The sequence below is a fragment of the Vibrio splendidus genome (genome assembly GCF_024347615.1).
In the GTDB taxonomy this organism is placed as follows: Bacteria; Pseudomonadota; Gammaproteobacteria; order Enterobacterales; family Vibrionaceae; genus Vibrio; species Vibrio splendidus.
In genome coordinates, this window is the sequence record NZ_AP025509.1 from 1,546,608 (window position 1) to 1,569,779 (window position 23,172).

Genomic DNA, 23,172 nt, shown 5'->3' on the forward strand with positions numbered 1-23,172 from the left:
CAGCAAAAGCAAAGGGGGAGCATCAGCTCCCCCTTTTTTTGTTTGTTCTAATGAGTAGAAAATAGCCCGAGCCGCTCTATTCAGAGTCGGTCAATTTCAAAGTATTTCAATTACAACGAGATATCTTCTTGTTCCATTTTGAATGAACATTGAATCTCGTATTGGTTGAACGAGAAAACACTGCCGCCATGAGTTCGCTTGGTGGTGACTGTCTCATCACCAAATTGAATCGTCACTCGGGTATACACCTTTTCATGCGCCTCAACTGTGCACTCGGCAAGGTTGGTTTCAAATTCAGCTTCGAGTGTATCCAACTGCGACTTAGTATTTTCAATCGCGAGATTGTTCTTTTCTCTTTGCTGCTCAATTTCTAGCGCTTGCTCTTCGCTGCGTTCCGCTTTTGGTCGCTTCTTAAATTCGAGCTCTTGGCGAATCACATCCATGGTCTGCTCTTGAGCGTGCTTATAAGTTTCTTTCAGATCGGCTATCTTTTGTCGGTAACCATCGTAACGTGCAAATCCGTGTACCTTGGTTGCGGTATCTCCTTCTACGCCTAAAAAGACACACTCCACTTTCCCACCGACTCTAGCTTCGCCGCCACTGAGCGTACCGTGCTTCTTCAAACTATCCATCACGATAAGGTTGTTACCACAACGAATATCATTACTCATGCTGTGCACACCCAGTCGAAGGTCGGTGGCGGTTTGGAGTTCGGCGTTCTGCGCGTAGCTTGCTGTGATAGAACCTTTGCTAAACACCTTGCAGCTTTTCGGCTCACCCTCTTTAGTCGTATGACCGATAATCCCCTTCGCGACTTTTATGTCACCCTGAGCTTGGACTTCTGCCGATTCAATAAAGCCACCAACCGTGACACTTCCAGTCGCCTTGACGATCATCCCCGGCTCGATGTTGCCAGAGACAAATACATTGCCTTTGAATTTAACGTGTCCGGTTGATACATCTACGTTGCTAACACACAAGGCGTCATCTACTTCAATAGTTCTATCTTTGATTATGGGTAATCCAGGAAATGAAGCGAGTAATAAATTGGGGTCGTCAGGGGAGATGTAGGTGCCCTTTCCAGGCTTAATTAAACTGTCTTGTCCAGGAAGCGGTGGGATAATTCGACCTTGGACGGTAAAGCCAGCGATGCCTTTGGTCGCGGGAGTACGCTTCATCAAGTGATCATTTTGACCAACAGTAATGGTTTGCCCCAAGTCTCGCATATCAATCTTGCCTTCGTCTTTACTGCGAGGCTTCAAGACTTGGCGAGTAATGTCTTCAACCAAGGCGGCAAACTTAGCATCTTTGCCCTTTACTGGCTGCGTCCCTTTCGCGACGGGTTGAGTAAACTTTTCACCGGGTTTAAGCTTGTTACTCATCATCAGCACTTTTCTGAGCGCTAACTTATTAATTCCCTTTGTTATGTGGGCTTGGGCTAAACAGTGAATAATGTCGCTCCCGCGCAGTGCGTGTCCATGATGTGGTCCCGTCACCACCAGACTCGCGAGCATCTCGTCATCAGACAGTTCGACAGCAACGCTTGCGTTACGAACTTCGGCAATCAAGACTCCTTCGTAAGCTTCCCCTTTACCTTCTTTGGCAAGAGTGACGAAGCGCAACACCTCTTCTTCAAAAAGAAAATAGTTTGATGCGTCCAAAGCTTCCAAGGTTGGTGGCAACGTCGTGTTATCAAAGCTTGCTTCAACCACAAACCCCGACGGCAGACATGCCATCACTTGTTGCTTGTCTTCTGACAATGTAACAATGTTATCCCACATTCGAATTGAGTATCCCTAATGACTCAGTTGTTATTCAGTCTATATAATTCGTTCTGCGCTGAGTATCACATTATTAGAATAATCAGCGTCACATCACTTACTTTCGATTCTGCAAACATGACTCATAAATAAGACTTACACATTTTATGATCTACTTCGCCTTTACAAATACATAGGGAAATTTTTCAGAATATTTCGTGTGATTGAATGTCGATTCGATATTAGAGCAAGATAGTAAAGGCGAATAGCTTTAGATGATTAAAGGCTGTTGTGGAGAGGTGGAACAGAAGTGATGAAGCTGATAATCAGGGTAAAAACGGATTTCAATATGGAGCTTCAGTTTACAGTGTAAATCCAAGATTCTAATTTACACTGTAAATCTAATTTGTAACGGTCAGTCTATTTAAATGATGGCTTGTCTATTTACACTGTAAATTTGCTAGCAAAACATCGACGTCTTTACGAAACTGAATCTCTGCTTGTTTGCGACCAACAAGATTAAACTGTTCAACACAAGTCCCCCACTCTTTCTGCTGAACGACCTTTGCGATGAGTAAGTCAGAAATACCTATGTTTCGATCGTTACCAAGTAGAATCAAGTTCAGTACGCTGAAGCTAATCGCATCGTAACTGTTGCCACCGTTCGCGTAATTTCTAACTATCTGAGTTTCAAACTCGCTAACGGTATCGACACTCTTTGGCAGCAGTACGCGCGCCATTTCGGTTTCAAGTGAAACCAAAGAACCTGAAACAAGAAAGCAGTAGCTACGCTCGAAGTGACTTAGAGCTTGGTTAATCCAGCTTTGGGAGTTTGAGGTAAGCGCCTTAACCATCAATACCGAGTGGCAACCACTTGCCTGATCCCGCTGGTGGCCAATATGGACAGGTACAAAATCGTTATCGCGCCAGAATGAAATCAACTCACTAGTCGCACCGAAGCTTGTCGCCAGATAATCCGCTTGGCTGGTTTGCTCTGATAACTTAGCCAACATCCAACCACCAATGCCCAAACCTTGATGACGAGTTGAAACTGCAATGCGCATCACTCGAAGGCAGCGACTGGTCGCCGCTTCTGTACAGCCAAGTTGGTTTGCCAGTAACACAGGAGCAAGGTGTCCTTGAGGTCTGCGTTTTCCAATTTGAATCTGAGCAATCAAATCTTTATCTAAGCCACCCTCTTCAATGACCAACATACAACCTAAGCATTCATCTTGATTCCAGGCGGCGTACAAACGGATTGCTGAATTGTTGAGGAACTGCATTAAATCGTTGGGTGACGTCTGATAATGAGCATCGACAAGTAGAGAAAAACATCGTTGTAACTTGTTTGGATTAGCCAAGCAATCTGCTTTTGACAGTTCAACTAAATTCAATTGATTGATTGTCTGATCAGAAAAGTTATCTAACTCATGAATCGCCGAGTCACTTAGCGACGCATCGTTACCAAGCAGGAAGCAATCAAACAACCAAGCTTCTAGTGGGTCGTTGTTGTTCCAACGAATCGGTTGTTCGAGCTTAAAGCCTTTCCAACCGGGGCGGTGTACAGAAAGCCAAGATTCAAACTTAATACCAAACCCTCGTCCACTGCCCTCGTAACCGTGTACCGTGGTTGAAAAAACCAAACGATGATAAATGCCGACCATGGACTTGAGCATAGGGATTGGAATAGCAGCCGCTTCATCAACCAATAGCAGGTCGCAATCAGGCTTAGATTTAAGTAAGTCATCCGGAGCTACGAATCTTAAACTTCCCCCTTGATGGCGAATGTGTGTAGCGTTAACCACTTCGATGACTTCGAGTCGCTGTATTGCATGGAAAAATACAGGCACGATTGCTTTCACTGAAGGCGCAGTCACAATAATATCTAATCCATGACGTTCAACCAGAAGCTGTGCTGCGGCAATCCCCAACGTCGAGCTTTTACCGCGACCTCTATCTGCGGTGAGAATCAAAGGACGTTTGCGATGCCCAGACAACACCTTTTTGACCAACTCAACTGCCACGTTTTGCTGTTCAAATCTATCCAATCCGATTTCAGCATTTTGTTTTGGGGGGAATGCGTTACTCGCTTGAGTAACATCGCCAGCTTCATTAGCTTGCGAAACAGAAATGAGTTTATCGAAATGCCCCTTTAACCAACGTTGGCCAAAGCCAGAACTCCCCCCCTCTTCAGCTTCATTGACGTTTGGCGGCAACACCAACAACAAACCGCCACCGACTAACGACCCCAGTGCTGCACTGAAACAATTCGCGTCAAACTGATCTCTAAAATCACAAACAAGAATCTGGCATTCACGACCCAGAAGTTGCTGCCCCTTCTTGACCGGTGCATGCGTCACATCGTCGAATGGGACACCGCCAATCTGAAAAATGGATTTAACGTTCTTATCTTGAAGGAAGGTTGAAATAACCTTGTTTTGCCAATCGACATCACCGTTAAAAACCACGCCGTAACGGTGATCATTATGTTGAGCAACATCAGAAAGTGTATGCAGAAAAGTGTTGGTTGGGTTTGTCATAGTTAGCGTCCAGATTCATCTAGACACAGTTTATCACAGCCAAATAAAAAGCCGCATAATGCGGCTTTAGAGTCGTAATGGAAAGTTGTCGACTTAGTCGAGCTTCGATTGAACGAAGGCTAAAATCTCTTCCATTGTCGCATCATCCACTTTCTTAAGGTTCAACGCCAAGTTTGAACCCTTACGGCTGTATGAAGCGCGGCCTTTAATAAGCTCAACTTTTGGAGAAGCTTTCTTCGCTGGCGCAGGTGCCAATTCAAGAATCCAACCTTCCAAAGTTTCAGTAACGTCTTTAGTTAAACGCGTAACACCTTGTGCTTCGCTACGCTGCCATACAAAACCTTCAGAAGCATCACACTTAGTCAGTAATGTTTGCTGTTGTTCGCCAGTCAGGCCACCAAATTGTTTGTGTAGCTTAACAATGGTTGGGCGACCAAGATCGCTCACATTTGGGTAAGCTTGTAGCAGTTCAAGAGGCAAAGCCGCCGCTTTCAACGCGCCACTCACCAAAGCTTCACTGCACTGGAACATTTTCGCTAGTGCTTTCTGGTCTTCAGCTTCGCCTTTATCTAGCTTCGCTTGCATCTCTTTACCCTTCTCGTAAAGAGAAAGCGGTTTATGAGCGTTAGCGACATCAGATAGGAACTTAGCATGTTCGCCGTTGATGTTTTCAGCAACATAGATAAGGAACTCTTTGTCAGCCAAAATACACGACATACGACGACGGCTACCATCGAGAACTTCAATCTTACCGTCTTTGTTTTTACGACCAACCGCTGGGTATTGCTGGCCACGTTCTTTCAATGTTGTAAGAACATCAGAAAGCGCGTGCTCGTTTAAGAAAGATTGCTCACGAGCATTTTCTTCGAAAACAACCGTTTGAGTTGCTACGTCAGCCGCCGGGATTCGAACTAGTTCAAATGAAACCAATTCTTCGCCTGCAACAGAAAGCTCGATCACTTGAGCCTGTTCTTTAGCCGCTGTTTGAGCTTCTTGTGGCGTAGCTACGCGACGTTTGTTTGCTTTACCAAATAGCTTTGCATTTAAGTCAGATGTTTTAATTGCCATTCTTGTTATCCCTGATTAAGTGAAGGCCAGTTGCTATGTAATACACGCTCTAATTCTAGAGCACTTTTTTGTACTGCGTCTTGAGCGACAGCCAGAGTTTTCTTACCACCCTCAAAGTCGCTCACCGTTAGATCGAAAACCGTGCTGTAAGTATCTGCACAGGTTTCAAAAGCGCGGCTTCTTGGAATAGTTGCCATCATTACTTGGTCATTCAACAGGTAGTTCATCTCAGTTAATACTGATACCTGCTTCTTGTTGTCGTCTTCAAACATGGTTGGCATTAGACGAACAAATTCGAGCCCTTTCCAGTCGTCCGGGAACATCTCGTACACGGTTGGTAAATGCTGGAAGAAGTTAACCGTTGAAGCCCAATCCAAACGCTTGGCAGCACATGGAATCAGAAGAGCGTTCGATGCGTACATTGCGTTCCACACTAGAGGGTCTACGTGCGGGCCGGTATCAATCATAATCACATCAAAATCATCAGCAATTTTGTCGATAAGCTTCTCTTTTAAAAGACGAACAATATCAAGTGACTGATCTTGAGATAGGCTTTGCCACGCTTCAGCGTTAAACATCGCGTCTTCTGGGAACGCCGAAATCGTCTTTAGATTCGGATACTGTGTTGGTAAAAGTACGTTCTTACGCAAGAATTCAAGATCAACATCTTGGCCTTCTGGCACGTTGTCCAACATGATATCAACAGCAGAATAGATACTGTCGTGCTCTGCACCACTAATTTGTGGGTTCAAGAACAGACGCAAAGAACCTTGTGGATCCAAGTCAATTAAGCAGATACGGTAGCGCTTATCTAAGTTCAAAGACAGACAAGCCGCTAGGTGAACCGCAGTCATTGATTTACCCGTACCGCCCTTTTGGTTCTGTACGTTAATAACCCATGGCTTATTGTCTACATGCTGCTTACGTTGGTGGAACTTCGGCACTTCAGCTGCGTCCATCAGCATGTGAGCTTCAGTCAATGAAATCGAGTAATGATTGGCGTTGTTCTTTGTAAACTGATGACCATCCGCTTCAAGCTTGTTGATAGCCTCATCCAATTTTCGACGAGTTAAGCCTGAACGCGTCTCCATCATAGCTTTAGACATTGGAGGGAAATGTTCATCACTTCGCTCTTCCAGAATAATCTCAATTCGGTCAGCCTGAACTTGTTGAGTTTGTTCGGCTAGCTGATAGAGCTTATCAATCGTTTGTTCTCTTTTCATTGCCAGTTTCCGTAATGATTAACCTAGAACAAATTGTACAGCGATTAACAACAAACACAACAAAAACATGAACATACATTTATGAGTAAAATCACATAAAATAGACTGTATTTTTACAGTTTGATGAAAAATAGGCTTAGATGAACACAAAAACGTCTATTTTTATCACCGCTAACGGTGCTATTTCCGGCTTACTTTTTAAATGTTACATCGTCACTTATTTACAATGTAAATGTAATTACAGAAAATAAACTTCGGAACGATTGAAATACAACCATAGATTACGGTTGGTGTGATTTGCATTCGAATTTGTCAGATTTTCAATAGAAAGTAACCAAACAGACTAAATAGACAAAAAATTCAAAGTCGAAGTAAAAATCGAGTGTAATAAAACAAAAGAGAATTGGAACCTATCCGGAAGAATGATCATGGAGTACATCGACAGTTAGATAATTGATAAGGCCAAATTATGAAGCATGATCAAGGCCTAAACTCACCAATATTGATCGGAGTAAGTGCATGTTAGAAATGATCAACTCACGGAAAAATGATCAAGTAAATATCGTTCCGGAAGCATATAAATATAGAGCTAACTTACGGACAAATGCTTTTGCAATGGGGATTCAAGCTCTATAAGGCCTCATTGCTTGGAAATTCAATCGACACGGATTACAAATACAGAAACATGACAATTTCATGATCATGCTTCCTGATTTATGATGTATCGAGCTAAAAGCCCCCAACCAGTGATTATGGAACCAATACCGATTGAATTTTGAACGCCAAAGGGGGAGAACGATGTAAAAGGGGCATTACTTGATCATTGTTCCGATGAATTGGCTGTCAAAAATATCCACATCGGTGACTTAGAAGCCGCTTAATACAACTTGATCAATTACGGACTGTGGATAAGCTGTATAAGCATAATGATCATGCTTTCGAACCGATAATGATCATGCTTACAATGACTTAATGATCATCGTTCTGAGGTTCTGTGATCATGCTTTCTTTAATTTAATGATCATCGTTTCGAGTTCTTTATGATCATGCTTTCCAATCGAATTTTTTTTAACACTTATAATTCATGCACTTAAAAGCAAACTCACAGCCAGATCATTAGATCACTTAATCATTTAAGATCATATTAATCAAAAAGATCAGTTATTTAAAAGCCAATAAATTCTCTTTATTTATGATCATTCTTTCTTTATCATTCAGGAACTATAGTGAAATTACGGTTAGTGTGATACGGATCAAAAATGAAACCAGAAGAGAAATTGTTAATTAAGGCACGAAGCCACAAAGATGGTCATTTATTTGAGGTATCTGAAACAGCCGTTGAATGGATAGAACAATATCAACACTTCAAAGGGGTCACCAAAAGCATCGTTGAGCTTCTTAACCTAATTTCACTACGTGGGTTTAGCAGCAAAGATGGATACGTCTCCACCACCGAGATTATTGAATCAACTGATGGTCAAGTGACTCGCGCCGCCTTGCAACAAAGGCTGAGAGCCGCTGTAAGTATTGGTCTGTTCAAACAAATCCCAGTTCGTTTTGAAGAAGGCCTTGCGGGTAAAACCATGTTGCATCGCTTTGTGAACCCAAACCAATTGATATCGGTACTGGGTGCCACCAGTTTAGTGACAGAAAGCGTCAAGCAAAATGAAAAGCAGAAGCGTTCTAAAGCACTAGCTCAAACCAAAGTAAACAAGCGCTTACTGAATGAACACGGACTGAATACACCACCGACGATGAAAGACGAAGCGGATCAATTCATTGTTTCTCCAACCAATTGGGCGGGGATTATTGATCAAGCGTTGGCGCCACCTAGAACACGTAAGAGCTACCAGAAATCTATGGTTTCGATCTCTGGCACTCGAGCGGTGATCGAGACACGATCTTCTAAAAACATCATGACGGTTGACGATCTGATGACGCTGTTCGCGTTATTCACGCTTACTGTTCAATATCATGATCACCACCAAGATGATTATCATCTCGACGCGAAACACACACCGAACAAAACACCACTCTACATCACTGATATTTTGTCTTTGCGTGGCAAGAAAGACAGCGGTCCTGCACGCGATTCGATCCGTGACAGTATTGATCGTATCGAATTTACGGATTTCCAACTGCACGAGCTCACGGGCCGTTGGCTTAGCGAGAACATGCCAGAAGGCTTCAAGAGTGATCGTTTCCGATTCTTAGCTAGAACCATTACGGCATCAGAAGAAGCGCCTACAGAGGGCTCTGATGGCGAAATTCGCATTAAACCGAACCTGTATATCCTTGTCTGGGAACCTTCGTTCTACGAAGAGCTGCTGACGCGTGATTATTTCTTCCTATTTCCGCCAGAAATCCTGAAACAACATACCTTGGTCTTCCAAATGTATTCGTACTTTAGAAGCCGTATGGCACGTCGCCACTCAGATTGTATGTTACTGAGCGAGCTGAACCAGAAGTTGGCTCGTAATATCGATTGGCGTCGCTTCTCGATGGATTTGATCCGCGAACTCAGAAAATTGGGCGAAGTAGGGGATCAAGAAGATACTTTCCTGGTAAATCTTTGGGGTTATCACTTGACGATCACGGCGTTGATCGAAAAAGGCAAAACCACCGATTATCAGGTTGATATTAAATGTAATGTCGAAGAGGTGTTGCGTTATTCAAGAGCGCGTACCACCAACGCCGGTAAGCGTAATATGGCACCGACGTTACCGAACCCGCTGCGTAACGAGATGGTGTCTAAGCAGAAGCTGGAAGAGCTGTCTGAGATTATCGATGGTGAGTTTGAGCCAATTCAGCGTAAAGCTCCGTCGCCAAGAGGCAAATTGGGACGTCGAGTTAAGCAGCGTAAACACTCTGTTGAGATCAACGCTGATGAGATCATGATTACTCTCTCTAAATATACCTCCACAGAGGCTCTAGAACGCAGTATAACGGCTTTATCTGCTATGACCGGGCACTCACATGCCTCAATCAAAGAAGAGTGCTCAGAGCTCATTGAGAAGCTTGATTGGTTGAGAGTAGGGGAGGATGTTATCCCATACGAAACACTGAGTCGCTTAATTGAGCTGTACAACGACCGTGACAGCACCAGCAATCGACACCTGTCCATTGAACGTTTGATTTCTGGTTTGGCTGTGCGTCGTAAAGTGTGTAAACAAGTTCACGAAGGTCATTTGGACGAGAATGTGTTTCTAGCGCTCGATGAAATGGCGATTGGCCATTAATCACGAGGGCGTGTTGATCTTTCGAGCTGATTTTTGCAATAGAAATACCCAGTACCAAGAAGCCCGAATTTACGGTCGATGAATGGATAGTTTGAACACATTAGGTGCTGATTAAAATCGCACCTAACGCTGACAAAGTTCTGACAATGTAACGCATCCAGTTGATTATTATTTATCCCGAATAGACAACCTTTGTCCTTTCTTATGATTAATAGATTGGCTCATATTTTGTTACATCATACTGAATAGATTTTTGCGAGTTCCTAAGGGACTCGCTTTTTTTTTGCCTGAAATTCGTATAATTATTAAAATTCAATAACTTATATGTAACTAGTAACTGCTGACCCTGAAGCATGATCAAGGCTAGATCATGCTTTTTACGGATCCTATTTGTGAAGGGATTCTGCTTTGGTGTTTGATCGTTCAGGGTTAAATCGTGGAGTGGATCAGTGGCGTTGACGTAGAGCTGCACCTTGATCATCGTTCTGGTGTTGGCTTGCCATAAAACGCACATGCGATTCGATCAATTTTTCTGATTCTTCTTTCCAGCGAGGTTCTTGTTGTTGGTTAGTAAATTCCAAAGCCAGTACACATAAATGCTGGAGCCGCTGTGTGCACCACTCTTGCAAGTCAGGCTCTGATTTTGGGTTGCATGACACGGCCTGCAGCTTGCTATAAGCAAACATCAGGTATTGATAGGCCTTTTCTTGATTGTGCGAACCACCAGCCTCGTTTGAGAGCGATGATACGCTTGGTGCTGCAAACTTTGTCGATGTCGTCAGCGTTACGTCTTTATGTCGATAAAACGTAAAGATTCTCAGGCATCCGTCTAGCCAACATGCGATGCCTTTGCTCTGCTCATCCGTGATCAATGGCCCCCAGAGCGCGTCTGGAGGCGTTAAGATCAAAGGTTCTAACCGGTCCACTTGATCATGCTTTCGGTCTTTGTACCAATCTCCGATCCGCTCTAACCAAGTGTCTAGTTCATTCATGCAACGTTATTCCACTGTTTTACAAAGTGATTATCAGAAACTTGCTTGATTGCATGCTGTATTTCACAGCTCTGCTCTCGAATTCGATCTGCGTTTATTGAATAGTTTGGCTCATTTTTGACGAGTTCGCCAAATGGCAGATCGGGATCGGGAACGGCAGAGATCAACAGCTTAGTGTACGGGTGTTGTGGATTGGTTAAGATCGACTGTGTTGATCCCCATTCGACGATCTGCCCTTTGTACATCACCGCCGTCTCTTCCGCGATGTAATGTGCAGTGGCAAGATCGTGGGTTATGTACAAAAATCCAATCCCCAATTCTTTCTTCATTTTTTGCATCAGGTTTAACACGCCAAGTCGTATTGAAACATCCAACATTGAGGTAGGTTCATCGGCAAGGATAACCTCAGCACCCACTGCGAGCGCTCTTGCTAAATTAACCCGCTGTCTTTGGCCACCACTGAGCTCATGAGGGTATTTGGTGAGAGTTTCAATGGGTAACTCCACCAGCGTTAATAACTCTTTGAGACGCTCTGTGAGAGCCTGTTTCGTGGCTACTTGCTTATGGATTTTAAGCGGGCGCGTTAAGTGGTGCTCAATGGTGTGAGTTGGATTAAGTGAGCCAAATGGGTCTTGAAATATCATTTGTACACGGCTGCGGTAATCCAAGATATCTTTGCGGCTTTTTAGGGTAGAAATCTCTCTGCCATTGAACAGTATCTCTCCCTCTGTCGCAGGGTAAACCTTGGTCATCAATCGTGCGCAGGTGCTTTTCCCGCAGCCAGATTCGCCAACCAGTGCCAGTGTTTTGCCTGCATGTAAGTCAAAACTCACACCATGCAGTGCTCTAAAGATCGCTTCTTTGCCAAATCCACCGCTAACGGTGAACTCTTTAACGAGGTTTTTCACTTGAAAAATAGGTTGTGACATAGAGCTCTCCTAGCACGTAGTCGCGTGCGCATGTTCGTGAATGTTAGGGAAAGAACTCCATAGCTTTTGGGTGTAGGAGTGCTGAGGGTTGTTACGAATCTCATAGGCTTGGTTGATTTCAACGATCTGGCCGTGGCGCATGATGGCAATGCGGTCACATAGCTGGCTCATTAGTGCGAGGTCATGGGTGATGAACAATATCGAAAACCCAAACTCTTCTCTGAGTTGGTGTATTTGCTGCAGAATTTCGCGTTGTACAACCACATCAAGCGCCGTTGTCGGCTCGTCCATGATGATCAATTTGGGATTGAGGGCGAGCGCGATGGCGATGACTAAGCGTTGACGCATCCCTCCGCTGAACTGATGCGGATATTCGGTGAGGCGGTTACGAGGAATGTTTACAAGGTCGAGGAGCTTCTCTGCGCGGTCTTTAGCTTGTTCGTTGGTCATCCCTTTGTGGTGACGTAAAACATCAGCGAACTGCTCTTCAATGGTCAGTACGGGATTGAGTGAGTTCATCGCACTTTGGAATACCATGGCGATTTCGCTCCAACGCAAGGTGTTCAAGTGGTCGTCAGATAAACCGAGCAGATCTTGCCCGTCGAACAGTATCTTCCCTCCAGAGATGAAAGCAGGCGGCTTGTGTAAACGGTTAATGGCAAACGCGATGGTACTTTTTCCGCACCCTGATTCGCCAGCCAAACCAAAAATCTCGCCTTGGCCTATGCTAAAGCTTACGGATTTTACAGCATTAAAATCGCCGTCATCGGTGATGTAATCGACACATAGATTCTTCACTTCGAGAAGTGGTTTATCTGAATTTTCCCTAGACATGATAAATCCTCAGTTATGATATTGATAACTATTATCATTAACATGAAGTGAATTTAGTGAAAGCGATGAGCACAAAAAGAATGAAGTGCCTCGAAATTTATCTTGGGTTATTTCACGAAGTTTCAGTGGGGAAACAAGAAATGAGAACGGGGAAAATGAGAGGTGGATCAAACCACATTTCTTATGGGGAATCTTGTAAATGTAATTGCAGAAAATGGCTTTGGCAAAGTTTAAATGAGGCATTTATTAATTAGCTTTGTGAAGCGTCGGAATCATCACATTTCAGTACAGAATGTCTTAACAAGTGAAATAGCATTTGCTACAGATTACCTGTCCATTACATGGTGCTTTTCGGAGGAAAACATGTCCATTAATTCTATCAACCATGATGAAATGACAAATATTGCAAACAAGTGGGATGCTGAAGAAGAAGTATCTTTCAAGCCAGAAAAGAAAATGAAGTCCGCTGAAGCTCGTCGTCGTATTGAAGCTCTAAGAGAAATTAGAGAAAGCGGTTTTAGTCTGGAAGAAGCGAGGGAACTAGGTCTTATTCACTAAGGACCCCTATTGCATTTAAGAGGGTGGCGCACCGCCACCCTTTGATTTATATAACTTTTTAAAAGGGCTATGAGTTTTTTATAAGTAAACCATGTTCCTTGTCTCCCACCATTTAAATCCATTGTCCTGCCTTTAGATTACTTGTTCCCGACTAAAAACATGCTCATGGCATACTCTTGAACTAAGTTGTTTGACAGTAATATGCAACGCCACTAATTTTAAAGTTAAAGCAAAAATATGAGATGTCGTTGGTAAGGAGAAGGCTATGTCTAATTCTGTGGCGAAAGCCAAAGAAGTGCTGTTTTATGAACCTGAAGATCCAAACGGATACCTGTCAAATTTTGCAGCTTGTCCCATTAAGGTTAACGATCAAGTTTGGGCAACCAGCGAACATTATTATCAAGCGATGAAATTTGCTTCTGAAGCGTTACGCAATACTATTTTGGAAGCCAGTACCCCTGCTGAAGCGTTCTCTTTAAGTCGTGATTATGAAGACCAAGTTCGAGAAGATTGGTATGACATTCGTGTTGAAGTGATGCAGTTCATTGTGACTGAGAAGTTCAGACAGAACCCGCAGTTTGCGCTGTTTCTGACTAACACCGGAGATTCGGTGATCAAAGAGCATTCTCATAAAGACCATTTTTGGGGCGATGGTGGTGATGGAACTGGTGAGAACCGTTTAGGTGAAATTTTGATGGCGGTGCGACAACAGCTTCGTAATCAACAACTGCATTTGATTGCTTCGCACTAACCTATCGAGTACAAGTTCAAAGATAGTTTCCCTAAACGTTAAATTTTAAAGGCCGCTCTGCAATTTAGTATTAAGCAGAGCGGCCTTTTCGTTGCAAGTCGAGCTAAGGTGACTAAGAGTAGAAAAGTGCTCTACAACGTCAACTAGGCGCTATTACAGATAAACGAAGGGTCTATAAGTACCCTTGCACGATGTCATCGATCTGACCATCGTCTTTCATTTGGTCGAGACGTTGGTTGATGAAGCTTTGCAGCTTAGGATCCATCTCAGGGTCAAACGCCAAATGGATAGGGTAGTTATTGATCACTGAACCAAACTCTTGCATCTGGTAATCATCAATACTTAACTTCTGCTCATTTAGGTTGTATTTGATTCTCGATTCCATCTCAACAAAAACGGTATCACCAGGCGTTCGGTTTAATACACGAAAAGCCGCGCTGTAATCTTTAACTCGAATCTCGTTGAGCTTACCTTGTTTGATGTAAGGCTCTAGGTTTGGATATTCGAACCCCACCAGCAAGACCACCGCTTTTCCGTTTAAATCGTCGATAGTATTGAACTCAAATGGTTCCTTGCCACTGCTGAGTAACACGTGTTTTACATTGTAAATCGGATCTTTAGACAGGTTTACAGATTGGATATTTCCCCAACTAGGACTGCCGTAGGTTATCCAGTTTGGATTCTCTCTCGCGTCGAGCTTGTCAATCATACGGTTGAAAGGGTAGGTGTGGTAATCGATCTCGTATTGGCTGTCATCAAATACGGCCTCAACAATATCCGAAACCATTCCTCTGTGAGATGACCCGTCAGTTTCGATCTGAAAAGGTTGCGCTTGGCTCGCAATAATGTAGTAGTGAACAGGTTCGCTTGCAAAAGCATAACTGCTTGAAAACAAACTGACTATGGATGCAAATATAAGATGTTTTTTCATAACCTTCCCTAGTTATTTGATGAATGACTACTATTATACTAGTTGAGTAATTGTAGTTTGCTAGGATAACAATAATGGTAATTTGTGTATGGTGACAAAAGGAAAACGCTATATTGGACTCTCCCGACAGTTGATCGGGACTATCATAGCAATCAGCACCTTATTCACGGTTATAGTGACAGGTCTAGGGTTGTATGTGGAGTACCAAAGTCGAGTTTCTTTTATCAGTTCTCAAATCGAACAGGTTAAGGCTGGCTATCTTTCGGGTTTAACGTCCAGTTTGTGGGTTGAAGATCGAGAGCAACTGTTTGTGCAAGCCGAAGGTATCTCCCGCCTACCCTCGGTTAGTTACCTTCTTATCGAAAGTCCCGATGAAAAAATTCTAGAATTAGGTCAAAAGACCTCAGGTCAGTCTTATTCCCAGTCTTGGGAAATGGTGCACCAGATGGGGGGGACAGATTTCCCATTAGCGACGCTCACGGTGCAATCTGATTTGAGCATGATCCTCAACGACTTTGAAGAACGAGTTGTACTATTACTCGCCTTCGAAGCCGTTAAAATCTTCTTATTGTCTCTGGTTTGCTTAACGATCGTCTATCGCCTCGTGGTCAAACGCTTAATGACTATGTCTTCCCAGATCAACCAGCAACAGGTCGAAGACAACAAACCACGCTTCATAACGCCAACCGATTCTACTTACAAAGACGAGATCTCGACACTAGAGAGTAGCTATAACCAGTCGGTTGAACGTATTCGTCAACAATACCAAGAACTGGAAAAAGCCAAAGATGTCGCTGAGGTTGCCAACCGCAACAAAAGTGAATTTCTTGCCAACATGAGCCACGAGATCCGCACCCCGATGAACGGGATTATCGGACTGTCGTCTCTGCTCTCAGAAATGGATATGCCGAAAGAGCAAAAAGAGTATGTCGATATGCTCAATACCTCTTCGCTTACTCTACTCGACTTAATCAATGACATTCTCGACTACTCGAAGATAGAAGCGGGTCGTCTAGAACTGCAACAAGAACCAATGAAGATGATGGGTATTGCTGCCGATGTTGAATCGACGTTTAGAGTTAAAGCCGAACAGAAAGGGCTCAGATTCCAACTGGCGATTGATCCTAAGATCCCAACCATGGTGATTGGCGATGGCACCCAGCTAAGACAAGTGCTGAATAACCTAGTCGGCAACGCCATCAAATTTACCGATCATGGTCATGTCACACTCTCACTTCGCTTGGAAGAAGTCATAGAGCCAGAACAAAAGCTCAGAGTGAAATTTGAGGTGACTGACAGCGGTATTGGTATTGCTGAAGACAAGCAACAATCGGTGTTCGATAAGTTTCAACAAGCCGACGGCAGCACCACCCGTATTTACGGAGGCACCGGGCTTGGTCTGACGATATGCGATAAGATCGTGACCTTAATGGGCAGCAAGCTTGAGCTAACCAGTGTCGTAGGCAAGGGGAGTACATTCTACTTTACCGCTGACTTTGACCCGAGCCTGGACGTTGACGAAAGCAATATCGATTTTAATAAAGTCTCGGTGCTTCTGGTTGATGATAGTCAGCTGAATATGCGTATTACCTCAACACAGCTTCAATCATTCGGCGTTAAGTCCGAGTGTTGTGAAACCGCCACCCAAGCGTTAGAGCTTGTTTCGGAGTCTGTGGCGAAGTCATCGCCTTATGATCTGGTGCTGATTGATAAAGTGATGCCGTCTATTGATGGGTTCCAGTTAGCAAGAAGTTTGATTGAGCGTTTTGACAAAGCGTGTCCTAAGCTGGTGATGATCTCTGCCGACCTACGCAAGCAAGATGAAGCGCGCGCTAAACAAGTGGGTTTTGTTGCCTACATAGCTCGTCCTTATCAAGATAACCAACTTAAATGGACGTTGAGTGAAGTCCTCGCGAGAGCTGCTGATACCTCGACCTTTACCTATCCGAACAGAGGCGAGGTTGCGTTCAAAGATAATGAACCAGTACCATTAACCAACCCCGCGGGTTCTGTTGAAGCTACACCAACGGCTTCTGTCACAACCACACAAACGGACAAACAAGCTCCAATCAAAGAAGAGCTAAAACCAGTGGCCGCTTCGTTTAGTGGCAAAGTATTGGTCGTTGAAGACTCTCGAGTAAACCAGCAAGTTGCCAAGATGATGCTCAAGAAGCTTGGCTTTGAGGTTGATATTGCCGACAACGGTGAAATTGGTGTCGAGAAATTCCAGGCCAACGAATACGAGATGATTTTTATGGATTGCCAGATGCCGGTTCTTGATGGCTTCGAAGCCACTAAACAGATCAGAGCGTTAGAAGAGGGCTCTTCACAACATATTCCAATCGTCGCACTGACGGCCAACGTCGTGCAACGAGACAAGCATTTGTGTTTTGATGTGGGTATGGATGAGTTTTTACCAAAACCGGTTAATCAAGGAAAGCTTAGAGAGATCGTTGCCAGTTTTTTATCTAAAGAAACCGATTCGACCAAAGAAGAAGATGAGCAAAAGATTGTTTAGTTAGTGCCTCATTAAACGTAACCGTTGAAAATAAAAACTCCGACTGAATCAGTCGGAGTTTTTGTATGTGCTCGCTTTTTCTTCCTAAGCCAAAGCTTAAACCTAGGCCTAGGCAAATGGTTACGTGACGCTAACCAATACTATCAATATGAATCACTACAGAATCGGGTCGCCAGTATTCCAACTCGCAATCCATTAGTTCACCGTCCTGTTTGTAGTTCACTCGGCAGATCTTAAGAACAGGCTGCCCCTCTGCCAAATTCAGCGCCTTGGCGACATGCGCAGGGGCAGAGGTGGGTATCACATCAAAGCGCGATCGTTGGGTCTCGTAGCCGTATTTTTCTCGGTAGATGCCTGTCAGCGACATGGTGAGGTTTTCTGACAACACCTTCTCAAACAACGGCGCTTTTAAGACGTTTTCAACAAACAGCACCGCTCTGCCATCAATAAAGCGTAATCGCTCAATCACGTGTATCGGCGTTATCTGTTCTATCTCTAATGCTTTGGCGTAATCGCCCGCGGCCATCTCTGTACGGGTGCTCAGCAGCCTTGTTTCTGCTATGCGGTGTTGTTCGCGAATCATTTGATGAAAGTGAGAACGAGACAGCGGGTTGTAGCGGATACGTTCGGGTGACACATACCAGCCACGGCGCTCTTCTCGGTATATCAAACCTTCGGTTTCCAGAGACACCAACGCATCTTTGAGCGTGATTCGTGTGGTGGAAAACAGTTCGCTCAGGTTTCTTTCTGATGGCAGTTTTTGCCCTTCAATGAAGATACCTGATTGAAGCTGCTCTCGAATACTCGCCTTAATTCTTCCTAACTGTGTCCCTGATTGCCCGGTGCCCAATGTTCTCATTACTGATCTAGTCCATAAGTTCGTGTGCTTAATAAGGTAAACCATGGAGTTAACAGGAATGTGACAGTAAACAATGGCTTATTGTCATATGAGTGAAATATAACTGCCACGTAAATGCACTCGAACTGTCAAATAACTTACGGTAAACCGTCACATTCCGGCTATAGCATACAAAACGAACTTACTGACCTAGTCCAGAAGGATAGAGACAATGAAAACTTTGCTTAGCCGTTCAACTGTATCGCCAAGAAAATTGATGGGTTCACCTACAAAGCTAATAGGCACAACCGCTAAATTGATTGGTGTAACAGGACTTACGGCAACACTTTCAATGCCAGCGATGGCGAAGGATGCTGATCTTGAGTCACTGATTGAAGCCGCTCAAAAAGAGGGTGCTGTTTACAGTGTGGGTATGCCAGACAGTTGGGCAAACTGGAAAGGCACATGGACTGACCTGAAAGCAAACTACGGTTTGAAGCATCAGGATACCGATATGAGCTCGGCGCAAGAGATCTCGAAATTTGAAGCAGAGAAGAAAAACGCAACCGCTGATATTGGTGATGTGGGTTTTGCATTTGCACGTGTCGCTGTGAAGAAAAACGTCACTCAGCCATACAAACCAACCACTTGGAATGACATTCCAGACTGGGCAAAAGACAAAGATGGTCACTGGGCTCTGGCTTACACAGGTACTATCTCGTTCATTTCAAACAATAACCTTGTTGAAGATGCACCAAAATCTTGGAGTGACCTACTAGAAGGTGACTACAAAGTCACAGTCGGTGATGTAGGTGTAGCAGCACAAGCAAACAACGCAATTCTAGCGGCTGCATTTGCTAACGGCGGTGACGAGTCGAACCTAAAACCAGCGATTAAATTCTTTGGTGAATTAGCGAAGCAAGGCCGTCTGTCTTACACTGACCCAAGCATCGCTAACCTTGAAAAAGGCGAAGTGGAAGTGGCAATCATGTGGGATTTCAACGCACTGAACTACCGCGACAAGATCGACCGTGAGCGCTTTACCGTCAGCATTCCACAAGATGGCTCAGTGATTTCTGGTTACACCACCATCATTAACAAATACGCACAAAACCCGAACGCGGCGAAGTTGGCTCGTGAATACATCTTCAGCGACCAAGGCCAAATCAACCTAGCAGAAGGTTACGCACGTCCAATCCGCAGCAACATTACGCTACCTCAATCAGTACAAGACAAGCTGATCTCGAACGATGAATACAGCAATGTTCACCCAGTGACTGACTTCTCAGCATGGGAAAAATCAGCACGTCGCCTGCCACGTCAATGGCAAGAAAGCGTATTGATTCACCAGCAATAACCCCGCTTAACACGCCACCTTCAATAGGTGGCTTTTAGAAACAAGCAATAGAGAATAGACCATGAGCAATAAGGTTATCCTTGTTGTTCTAGATGGACTGAACTATCAGGTAGCCCGTGATTGTATGGGCTACCTGAACGGTCTTCTAGAACTAAGTGATATGCAGACAAAACAGGGCGATTCGTACAGTAAACAGGGCACTTCGCAGAGCACGCAAAAAAATAAGCTGCGCGCCACGCTTTACCCTGTGCAGTGCGAGCTGCCGTCTATGTCACGTCCACTGTATGAGTGCATCCTGACCGGTGTTCGCCCTGTTGAGAGTGGCATCGTCAACAACCAAATCGTGCGTTTGTCGAATCACGAGTCGGTATTTAGCTTGGCGAAGTCGCAGAACAAAGTGACGGCAGCTGCGGCTTACCATTGGGTGAGCGAGTTATATAACCGAGCGCCATTTGATGCAGTACGCGACCGTTTCACCAACGATGAGACCATGAACATTCAACACGGTTGTTTCTACCACTGGGATCACTACCCAGATGAAGCCTTGTTCTTGGATGCAGAGCACTTGCGCGTGACTCATCAGCCTGATTTCTTGCTGATTCACCCAATGAACATTGACGACATGGGACACAAGCATGGGCTGGATTCTCGCCAGTACCGTAATAGTGCTCGTGGCGCGGATATCTACCTATCGAACTACCTTGAGAAATGGGTAAATGATGGTTATCAAGTGATCATCACCAGTGATCATGGCATGAACAATGACTTGTCTCATGGTGGCATTCTGCCTGAAGAGCGTGAAGTGCCTTTCTTTGTGATTGGCGATAAGTTTACACACCAAGAATGTTCAGTGAAACAGACCGACATCTGCGGCAGCGTGTGTCAGCTACTCAACCTTGAACACGATAAATCTTACACTCAGGAATTGTTGGCCCTATGAGCAGTTCTGTAATCACGCAGACCGATGGCTCTGCGCTTAAACCCAAAACCAAATCTTTTTTTCAACGCTTCAAGCCCGCTTTGTGGCTTGCGCCTTTCGCGCTGTTCTTCTACCTATTCCAACTGGCACCTATGGTTTGGGTGCTGATCAACAGCTTCTTCTATGACGATGAGCTCTCTCTCGAAAACTATTCTGAAATATTCGATTCTGCTTTCATGATGCAGGCTTTTGGCAACAGTTTATGGTTGTCGATTTGGTCGAGCATTGTTGGCTTGGCGATTGCGACTCTGTTGGTCTCTTCATTGCGCCGTGTTGATTCTAAAATCCGCGATGCGGTGATCGCATTTACCAATATGAGCAGCAATTTCTCTGGTGTGCCTCTGTCGTTCGCATTCATCATCATCCTTGGTACTAATGGTGCGATCACCTTATTGCTTAAGCAGTACGGTTTACTGGGCGATTTTGACTTGTACGGCAAGTGGGGTTTGCTGGCGATTTACATCTACTTCCAGATCCCATTAGCGGTGTTGTTGCTGTATCCAGCGTTCGATGCCTTGAGTGACGACTGGCAAGCCGCCTCAGCACTGCTTGGTGCAAAAACCTGGCAGTACTGGACCAAAATCGCGCTGCCTGTGCTATCTCCGGCTTTGTTCGGCACCTTCATCATCTTGATTGCCAATGCGATTGGTGCGTATGCGAGCGTGTATGCGTTGACCTCGGGCAACTACAACGTGATTACGATTCGAATTGCGAGCTTGGTATCGGGCGACCTGTTCCTAGAACCCAACCTAGCTGCCGCAATTTCCGTGATTCTGATGGCGATGCTGGCCTTCATCACCGTGATTAACCAATGGCTGATCAGTAAAAGCTACGCAGGGAAGAGAAAGTAATGAACACCGTAAATACTCGCTTTCATAAAACGGTTGTCTATTCGATTGTCGGCATCATGATGATTCCGATCTTAGCGACCTTTATCTACTCGATCTCCTCGCGTTGGGGCGCCACTATCCTGCCGGATGGCTTCACGTTAGATTGGTACATCAACCTGCTGACGGATCCTCGCTTCTTGCAAGCCTTTGGTCGCTCACTGTTTATCTGTGTGGCAGCGCTGTCATTGAGTGTGGTGTTGGTTCTGCCTGCGATTTTCGTGGTGTTTTACTATTTCCCGAAACTCGACAAAGTGATGAATATCCTGATTTTATTGCCGTTCGCAGTACCGCCAGTAGTTTCGTCAGTCGGCTTACTTCAGTTGTATGCCGATAGTGAGATTTCTTTGATAGGCACACCGTGGATCTTGATTGGTACTTACTTCACCATCGCGCTGCCATTCATGTACCGCGCGATTGCCAACAGCTTTGAAGCAATCAACCTGCATGACCTGATGGACGCGGCACACCTGCTTGGCGCGAGTACCACCAAGGCATTCTTGCTGATTATTTTGCCAAACCTTAAGAAAGGCTTAATGGCGTCACTGTTCTTGTCGTTCTCGTTCCTATTGGGCGAGTTCGTGTTCGCCAACATCTTGGTAGGAACACGCTACGAGACACTGCAAATCTACCTATACAACATGCGTCAAACCAGCGGCCACTTCACGTCAGCCCTTGTGATGACGTACTTCCTGTTTATTTTCTTACTGACTTGGTTGGCAAGTCGTTTCAGCCAGGGAACAAAATAATGAGCTATGTAAATGCGAAAAACCTCACCAAGCGCTTTGGTGACAACACAGTGTTTGAAGACATTGAATTTTCCATCGAGAAGGGCGAATTCATTACTCTGCTTGGCCCGAGTGGCTGTGGTAAATCGACTCTGCTGCGCAGCTTGGCTGGCCTGAATCCTGTCGATGGTGGCGAGATCTGGGTCAACGGTGAAGAGATTACTCACCAAGTGCCACAACAGCGTGGCATCGGCATGGTGTTTCAATCTTATGCGCTGTTCCCAAACATGACGGTTGAAGGCAACATTGCGTTTGGCCTTAAGATGAAAAAGCTTGCCGCCGATGAGATTAAGCGCGAAGTCGCGAAAGTGATTGGGCTGGTGGACTTAACGGGCAAAGAAAAGTTCTACCCGCATCAGTTATCGGGCGGTCAACGCCAGCGTGTGGCCTTGGCAAGAGCCTTGGTGGTCAAGCCGCGTATTCTATTGCTCGATGAACCGCTTTCGGCGCTGGATGCGAAGATCCGAAAGCACCTACGCCAACAGATCCGAGATATTCAGAAAGAGATGAACCTGACCACGATCTTCGTGACTCATGATCAAGAAGAAGCGATGATCATGTCTGACCGCATCTTCTTGATGAATAAAGGTGAGATCGTCCAAGCAGGCACACCCGAAGAGATCTACACTCAACCTGCCAATGAGTTTGTTGCTGGGTTCATGGGGCACTACAATCTGGTGCAAGCGAACAAGGCCAAGCAACTTTTCAACATTGAAACCGAGTGGAAGGTGGCGATTCGTCCTGAATCTATCTACGTTAAAGAGCAAGGCCGACAGTATGGCGAGCATATCTCCGCGCCGAAAACGGGCACCATTCGCAACCACCAGCTGCTGGGTAACGTGATTCGATACCAAGTGGACGTTGATGAATGTGAATTAACGGTCGACTTGTTAAACCGTTCCTCTGAGCGACTGTTGGCAAACGGCAGCCAACTTGAACTCCTGTTTAACCTTAACGAAATTCAACCAGTGAGAGCCTAA

Annotated in this window: 18 protein-coding genes; 9 read left to right on the forward strand and 9 right to left on the reverse strand. The window is 44.8% G+C overall.

What is annotated here, in order from left to right; all coding sequences use genetic code 11:
* Positions 1 to 110 precede the first annotated feature (110 nt).
* From OCU90_RS23990 to OCU90_RS24005, 4 genes are all read right to left on the reverse strand, one after another.
* A complete protein-coding gene (locus OCU90_RS23990) occupies positions 111 to 1,781 on the reverse strand; it encodes a DUF342 domain-containing protein (RefSeq protein ID WP_061021070.1) in 1,671 nt (556 codons plus the stop codon).
* Positions 1,782 to 2,200: 419 nt separating this feature from the next.
* On the reverse strand, positions 2,201 to 4,300 hold the full coding sequence (locus OCU90_RS23995) for a GNAT family N-acetyltransferase (RefSeq protein ID WP_061021072.1): 2,100 nt from the start codon (positions 4,298 to 4,300) through the stop codon (positions 2,201 to 2,203).
* Positions 4,301 to 4,393: 93 nt separating this feature from the next.
* Positions 4,394 to 5,368, reverse strand: a complete 975-nt coding sequence (locus OCU90_RS24000) for a ParB/RepB/Spo0J family partition protein (RefSeq protein WP_004732564.1) — start codon at positions 5,366 to 5,368, stop codon at positions 4,394 to 4,396.
* A gap of 5 nt (positions 5,369 to 5,373) precedes the next feature.
* The gene (locus OCU90_RS24005) at positions 5,374 to 6,591 is read right to left on the reverse strand and encodes a ParA family protein (protein WP_004732566.1); all 1,218 of its coding nucleotides are present in this window, start codon (positions 6,589 to 6,591) and stop codon (positions 5,374 to 5,376) included.
* Positions 6,592 to 7,850: 1,259 nt separating this feature from the next.
* Here OCU90_RS24005 and OCU90_RS24010 point away from each other — a divergent pair.
* Positions 7,851 to 9,830 carry a replication initiator protein RctB domain-containing protein gene (locus OCU90_RS24010; protein WP_004732568.1) on the forward strand — a complete coding sequence of 660 codons (1,980 nt, stop codon included), beginning with the start codon at positions 7,851 to 7,853 and terminating at the stop codon, positions 9,828 to 9,830.
* Positions 9,831 to 10,276: 446 nt separating this feature from the next.
* Here OCU90_RS24010 and OCU90_RS24015 read toward each other — a convergent pair whose 3' ends face one another.
* Genes OCU90_RS24015 through OCU90_RS24025 form a run of 3 tightly spaced genes read right to left on the reverse strand, consistent with a single transcriptional unit; the run spans position 10,277 to position 12,585 of the window.
* The gene (locus OCU90_RS24015) at positions 10,277 to 10,822 is read right to left on the reverse strand and encodes a hypothetical protein (RefSeq protein WP_061021074.1); all 546 of its coding nucleotides are present in this window, start codon (positions 10,820 to 10,822) and stop codon (positions 10,277 to 10,279) included.
* On the reverse strand, positions 10,819 to 11,751 hold the full coding sequence (locus tag OCU90_RS24020) for an ATP-binding cassette domain-containing protein (protein WP_061021076.1): 933 nt from the start codon (positions 11,749 to 11,751) through the stop codon (positions 10,819 to 10,821). Before OCU90_RS24020 ends, OCU90_RS24015 begins: the two co-directional genes overlap by 4 nt.
* A gap of 9 nt (positions 11,752 to 11,760) precedes the next feature.
* Positions 11,761 to 12,585 (reverse strand): ABC transporter ATP-binding protein, encoded by an 825-nt coding sequence (locus OCU90_RS24025; protein ID WP_061021078.1) that lies wholly within the window; start codon positions 12,583 to 12,585, stop codon positions 11,761 to 11,763.
* A gap of 363 nt (positions 12,586 to 12,948) precedes the next feature.
* On the opposite strand from OCU90_RS24025, the gene OCU90_RS24030 reads away from it, so the two are divergent.
* Positions 12,949 to 13,143, forward strand: a complete 195-nt coding sequence (locus OCU90_RS24030; protein WP_004732575.1) for a PA3496 family putative envelope integrity protein — start codon at positions 12,949 to 12,951, stop codon at positions 13,141 to 13,143.
* 265 nt (positions 13,144 to 13,408) lie between these two features.
* Positions 13,409 to 13,894, forward strand: a complete 486-nt coding sequence (locus OCU90_RS24035; protein WP_004732576.1) for an NADAR family protein — start codon at positions 13,409 to 13,411, stop codon at positions 13,892 to 13,894.
* 172 nt (positions 13,895 to 14,066) lie between these two features.
* Here the strand turns inward: OCU90_RS24035 and OCU90_RS24040 are convergent, their stop codons facing one another.
* A complete protein-coding gene (locus OCU90_RS24040; protein ID WP_061021080.1) occupies positions 14,067 to 14,825 on the reverse strand; it encodes a substrate-binding periplasmic protein in 759 nt (252 codons plus the stop codon).
* A gap of 88 nt (positions 14,826 to 14,913) precedes the next feature.
* On the opposite strand from OCU90_RS24040, the gene OCU90_RS24045 reads away from it, so the two are divergent.
* The gene (locus tag OCU90_RS24045; RefSeq protein ID WP_061021082.1) at positions 14,914 to 17,343 is read left to right on the forward strand and encodes a hybrid sensor histidine kinase/response regulator; all 2,430 of its coding nucleotides are present in this window, start codon (positions 14,914 to 14,916) and stop codon (positions 17,341 to 17,343) included.
* Between the two features lie 130 nt (positions 17,344 to 17,473).
* Here the strand turns inward: OCU90_RS24045 and OCU90_RS24050 are convergent, their stop codons facing one another.
* Positions 17,474 to 18,202: a UTRA domain-containing protein gene (locus tag OCU90_RS24050; protein WP_004732583.1), complete on the reverse strand. Its 729-nt coding sequence runs from the start codon at positions 18,200 to 18,202 to the stop codon at positions 17,474 to 17,476.
* Positions 18,203 to 18,413: 211 nt separating this feature from the next.
* Here OCU90_RS24050 and OCU90_RS24055 point away from each other — a divergent pair, with 211 nt between their 5' ends.
* The 5 genes from OCU90_RS24055 to OCU90_RS24075 all read left to right on the forward strand — a co-directional run bounded on the left by OCU90_RS24055 (position 18,414) and on the right by OCU90_RS24075 (position 23,172).
* The gene (locus OCU90_RS24055; RefSeq protein WP_017084958.1) at positions 18,414 to 19,538 is read left to right on the forward strand and encodes an ABC transporter substrate-binding protein; all 1,125 of its coding nucleotides are present in this window, start codon (positions 18,414 to 18,416) and stop codon (positions 19,536 to 19,538) included.
* Positions 19,539 to 19,599: 61 nt separating this feature from the next.
* Positions 19,600 to 20,478 (forward strand): alkaline phosphatase family protein, encoded by an 879-nt coding sequence (locus tag OCU90_RS24060; RefSeq protein WP_061021084.1) that lies wholly within the window; start codon positions 19,600 to 19,602, stop codon positions 20,476 to 20,478.
* Positions 20,475 to 21,368, forward strand: coding sequence for an ABC transporter permease (locus OCU90_RS24065; RefSeq protein ID WP_017082910.1), 894 nt, complete (start codon positions 20,475 to 20,477; stop codon positions 21,366 to 21,368). Before OCU90_RS24060 ends, OCU90_RS24065 begins: the two co-directional genes overlap by 4 nt.
* Positions 21,368 to 22,153 carry an ABC transporter permease gene (locus OCU90_RS24070; RefSeq protein ID WP_004732591.1) on the forward strand — a complete coding sequence of 262 codons (786 nt, stop codon included), beginning with the start codon at positions 21,368 to 21,370 and terminating at the stop codon, positions 22,151 to 22,153. The genes OCU90_RS24065 and OCU90_RS24070 overlap by 1 nt, the downstream gene beginning before the upstream one ends.
* Positions 22,153 to 23,172 carry an ABC transporter ATP-binding protein gene (locus tag OCU90_RS24075; RefSeq protein WP_004732593.1) on the forward strand — a complete coding sequence of 340 codons (1,020 nt, stop codon included), beginning with the start codon at positions 22,153 to 22,155 and terminating at the stop codon, positions 23,170 to 23,172. The genes OCU90_RS24070 and OCU90_RS24075 overlap by 1 nt, the downstream gene beginning before the upstream one ends.

What these genes read in the sequence shown, in the direction of transcription:
- OCU90_RS24010 (WP_004732568.1), top strand. Translation starts at nt 7,851, where the DNA reads ATGAAACCAGAAGAGAAATTGTTAATTAAGGCACGAAGCCACAAAGAT.
- OCU90_RS24035 (WP_004732576.1), top strand. Translation starts at nt 13,409, where the DNA reads ATGTCTAATTCTGTGGCGAAAGCCAAAGAAGTGCTGTTTTATGAACCT.
- OCU90_RS24050 (WP_004732583.1), bottom strand. Translation starts at nt 18,202, where the DNA reads ATGAGAACATTGGGCACCGGGCAATCAGGGACACAGTTAGGAAGAATT.
- OCU90_RS24020 (WP_061021076.1), bottom strand. Translation starts at nt 11,751, where the DNA reads ATGTCACAACCTATTTTTCAAGTGAAAAACCTCGTTAAAGAGTTCACC.
- OCU90_RS23990 (WP_061021070.1), bottom strand. Translation starts at nt 1,781, where the DNA reads ATGTGGGATAACATTGTTACATTGTCAGAAGACAAGCAACAAGTGATG.
- OCU90_RS24040 (WP_061021080.1), bottom strand. Translation starts at nt 14,825, where the DNA reads ATGAAAAAACATCTTATATTTGCATCCATAGTCAGTTTGTTTTCAAGC.
- OCU90_RS24055 (WP_017084958.1), top strand. Translation starts at nt 18,414, where the DNA reads ATGAAAACTTTGCTTAGCCGTTCAACTGTATCGCCAAGAAAATTGATG.
- OCU90_RS24030 (WP_004732575.1), top strand. Translation starts at nt 12,949, where the DNA reads ATGTCCATTAATTCTATCAACCATGATGAAATGACAAATATTGCAAAC.
- OCU90_RS24065 (WP_017082910.1), top strand. Translation starts at nt 20,475, where the DNA reads ATGAGCAGTTCTGTAATCACGCAGACCGATGGCTCTGCGCTTAAACCC.
- OCU90_RS24000 (WP_004732564.1), bottom strand. Translation starts at nt 5,368, where the DNA reads ATGGCAATTAAAACATCTGACTTAAATGCAAAGCTATTTGGTAAAGCA.
- OCU90_RS24075 (WP_004732593.1), top strand. Translation starts at nt 22,153, where the DNA reads ATGAGCTATGTAAATGCGAAAAACCTCACCAAGCGCTTTGGTGACAAC.
- OCU90_RS23995 (WP_061021072.1), bottom strand. Translation starts at nt 4,300, where the DNA reads ATGACAAACCCAACCAACACTTTTCTGCATACACTTTCTGATGTTGCT.
- OCU90_RS24015 (WP_061021074.1), bottom strand. Translation starts at nt 10,822, where the DNA reads ATGAATGAACTAGACACTTGGTTAGAGCGGATCGGAGATTGGTACAAA.
- OCU90_RS24045 (WP_061021082.1), top strand. Translation starts at nt 14,914, where the DNA reads ATGGTGACAAAAGGAAAACGCTATATTGGACTCTCCCGACAGTTGATC.
- OCU90_RS24025 (WP_061021078.1), bottom strand. Translation starts at nt 12,585, where the DNA reads ATGTCTAGGGAAAATTCAGATAAACCACTTCTCGAAGTGAAGAATCTA.
- OCU90_RS24070 (WP_004732591.1), top strand. Translation starts at nt 21,368, where the DNA reads ATGAACACCGTAAATACTCGCTTTCATAAAACGGTTGTCTATTCGATT.
- OCU90_RS24060 (WP_061021084.1), top strand. Translation starts at nt 19,600, where the DNA reads ATGAGCAATAAGGTTATCCTTGTTGTTCTAGATGGACTGAACTATCAG.
- OCU90_RS24005 (WP_004732566.1), bottom strand. Translation starts at nt 6,591, where the DNA reads ATGAAAAGAGAACAAACGATTGATAAGCTCTATCAGCTAGCCGAACAA.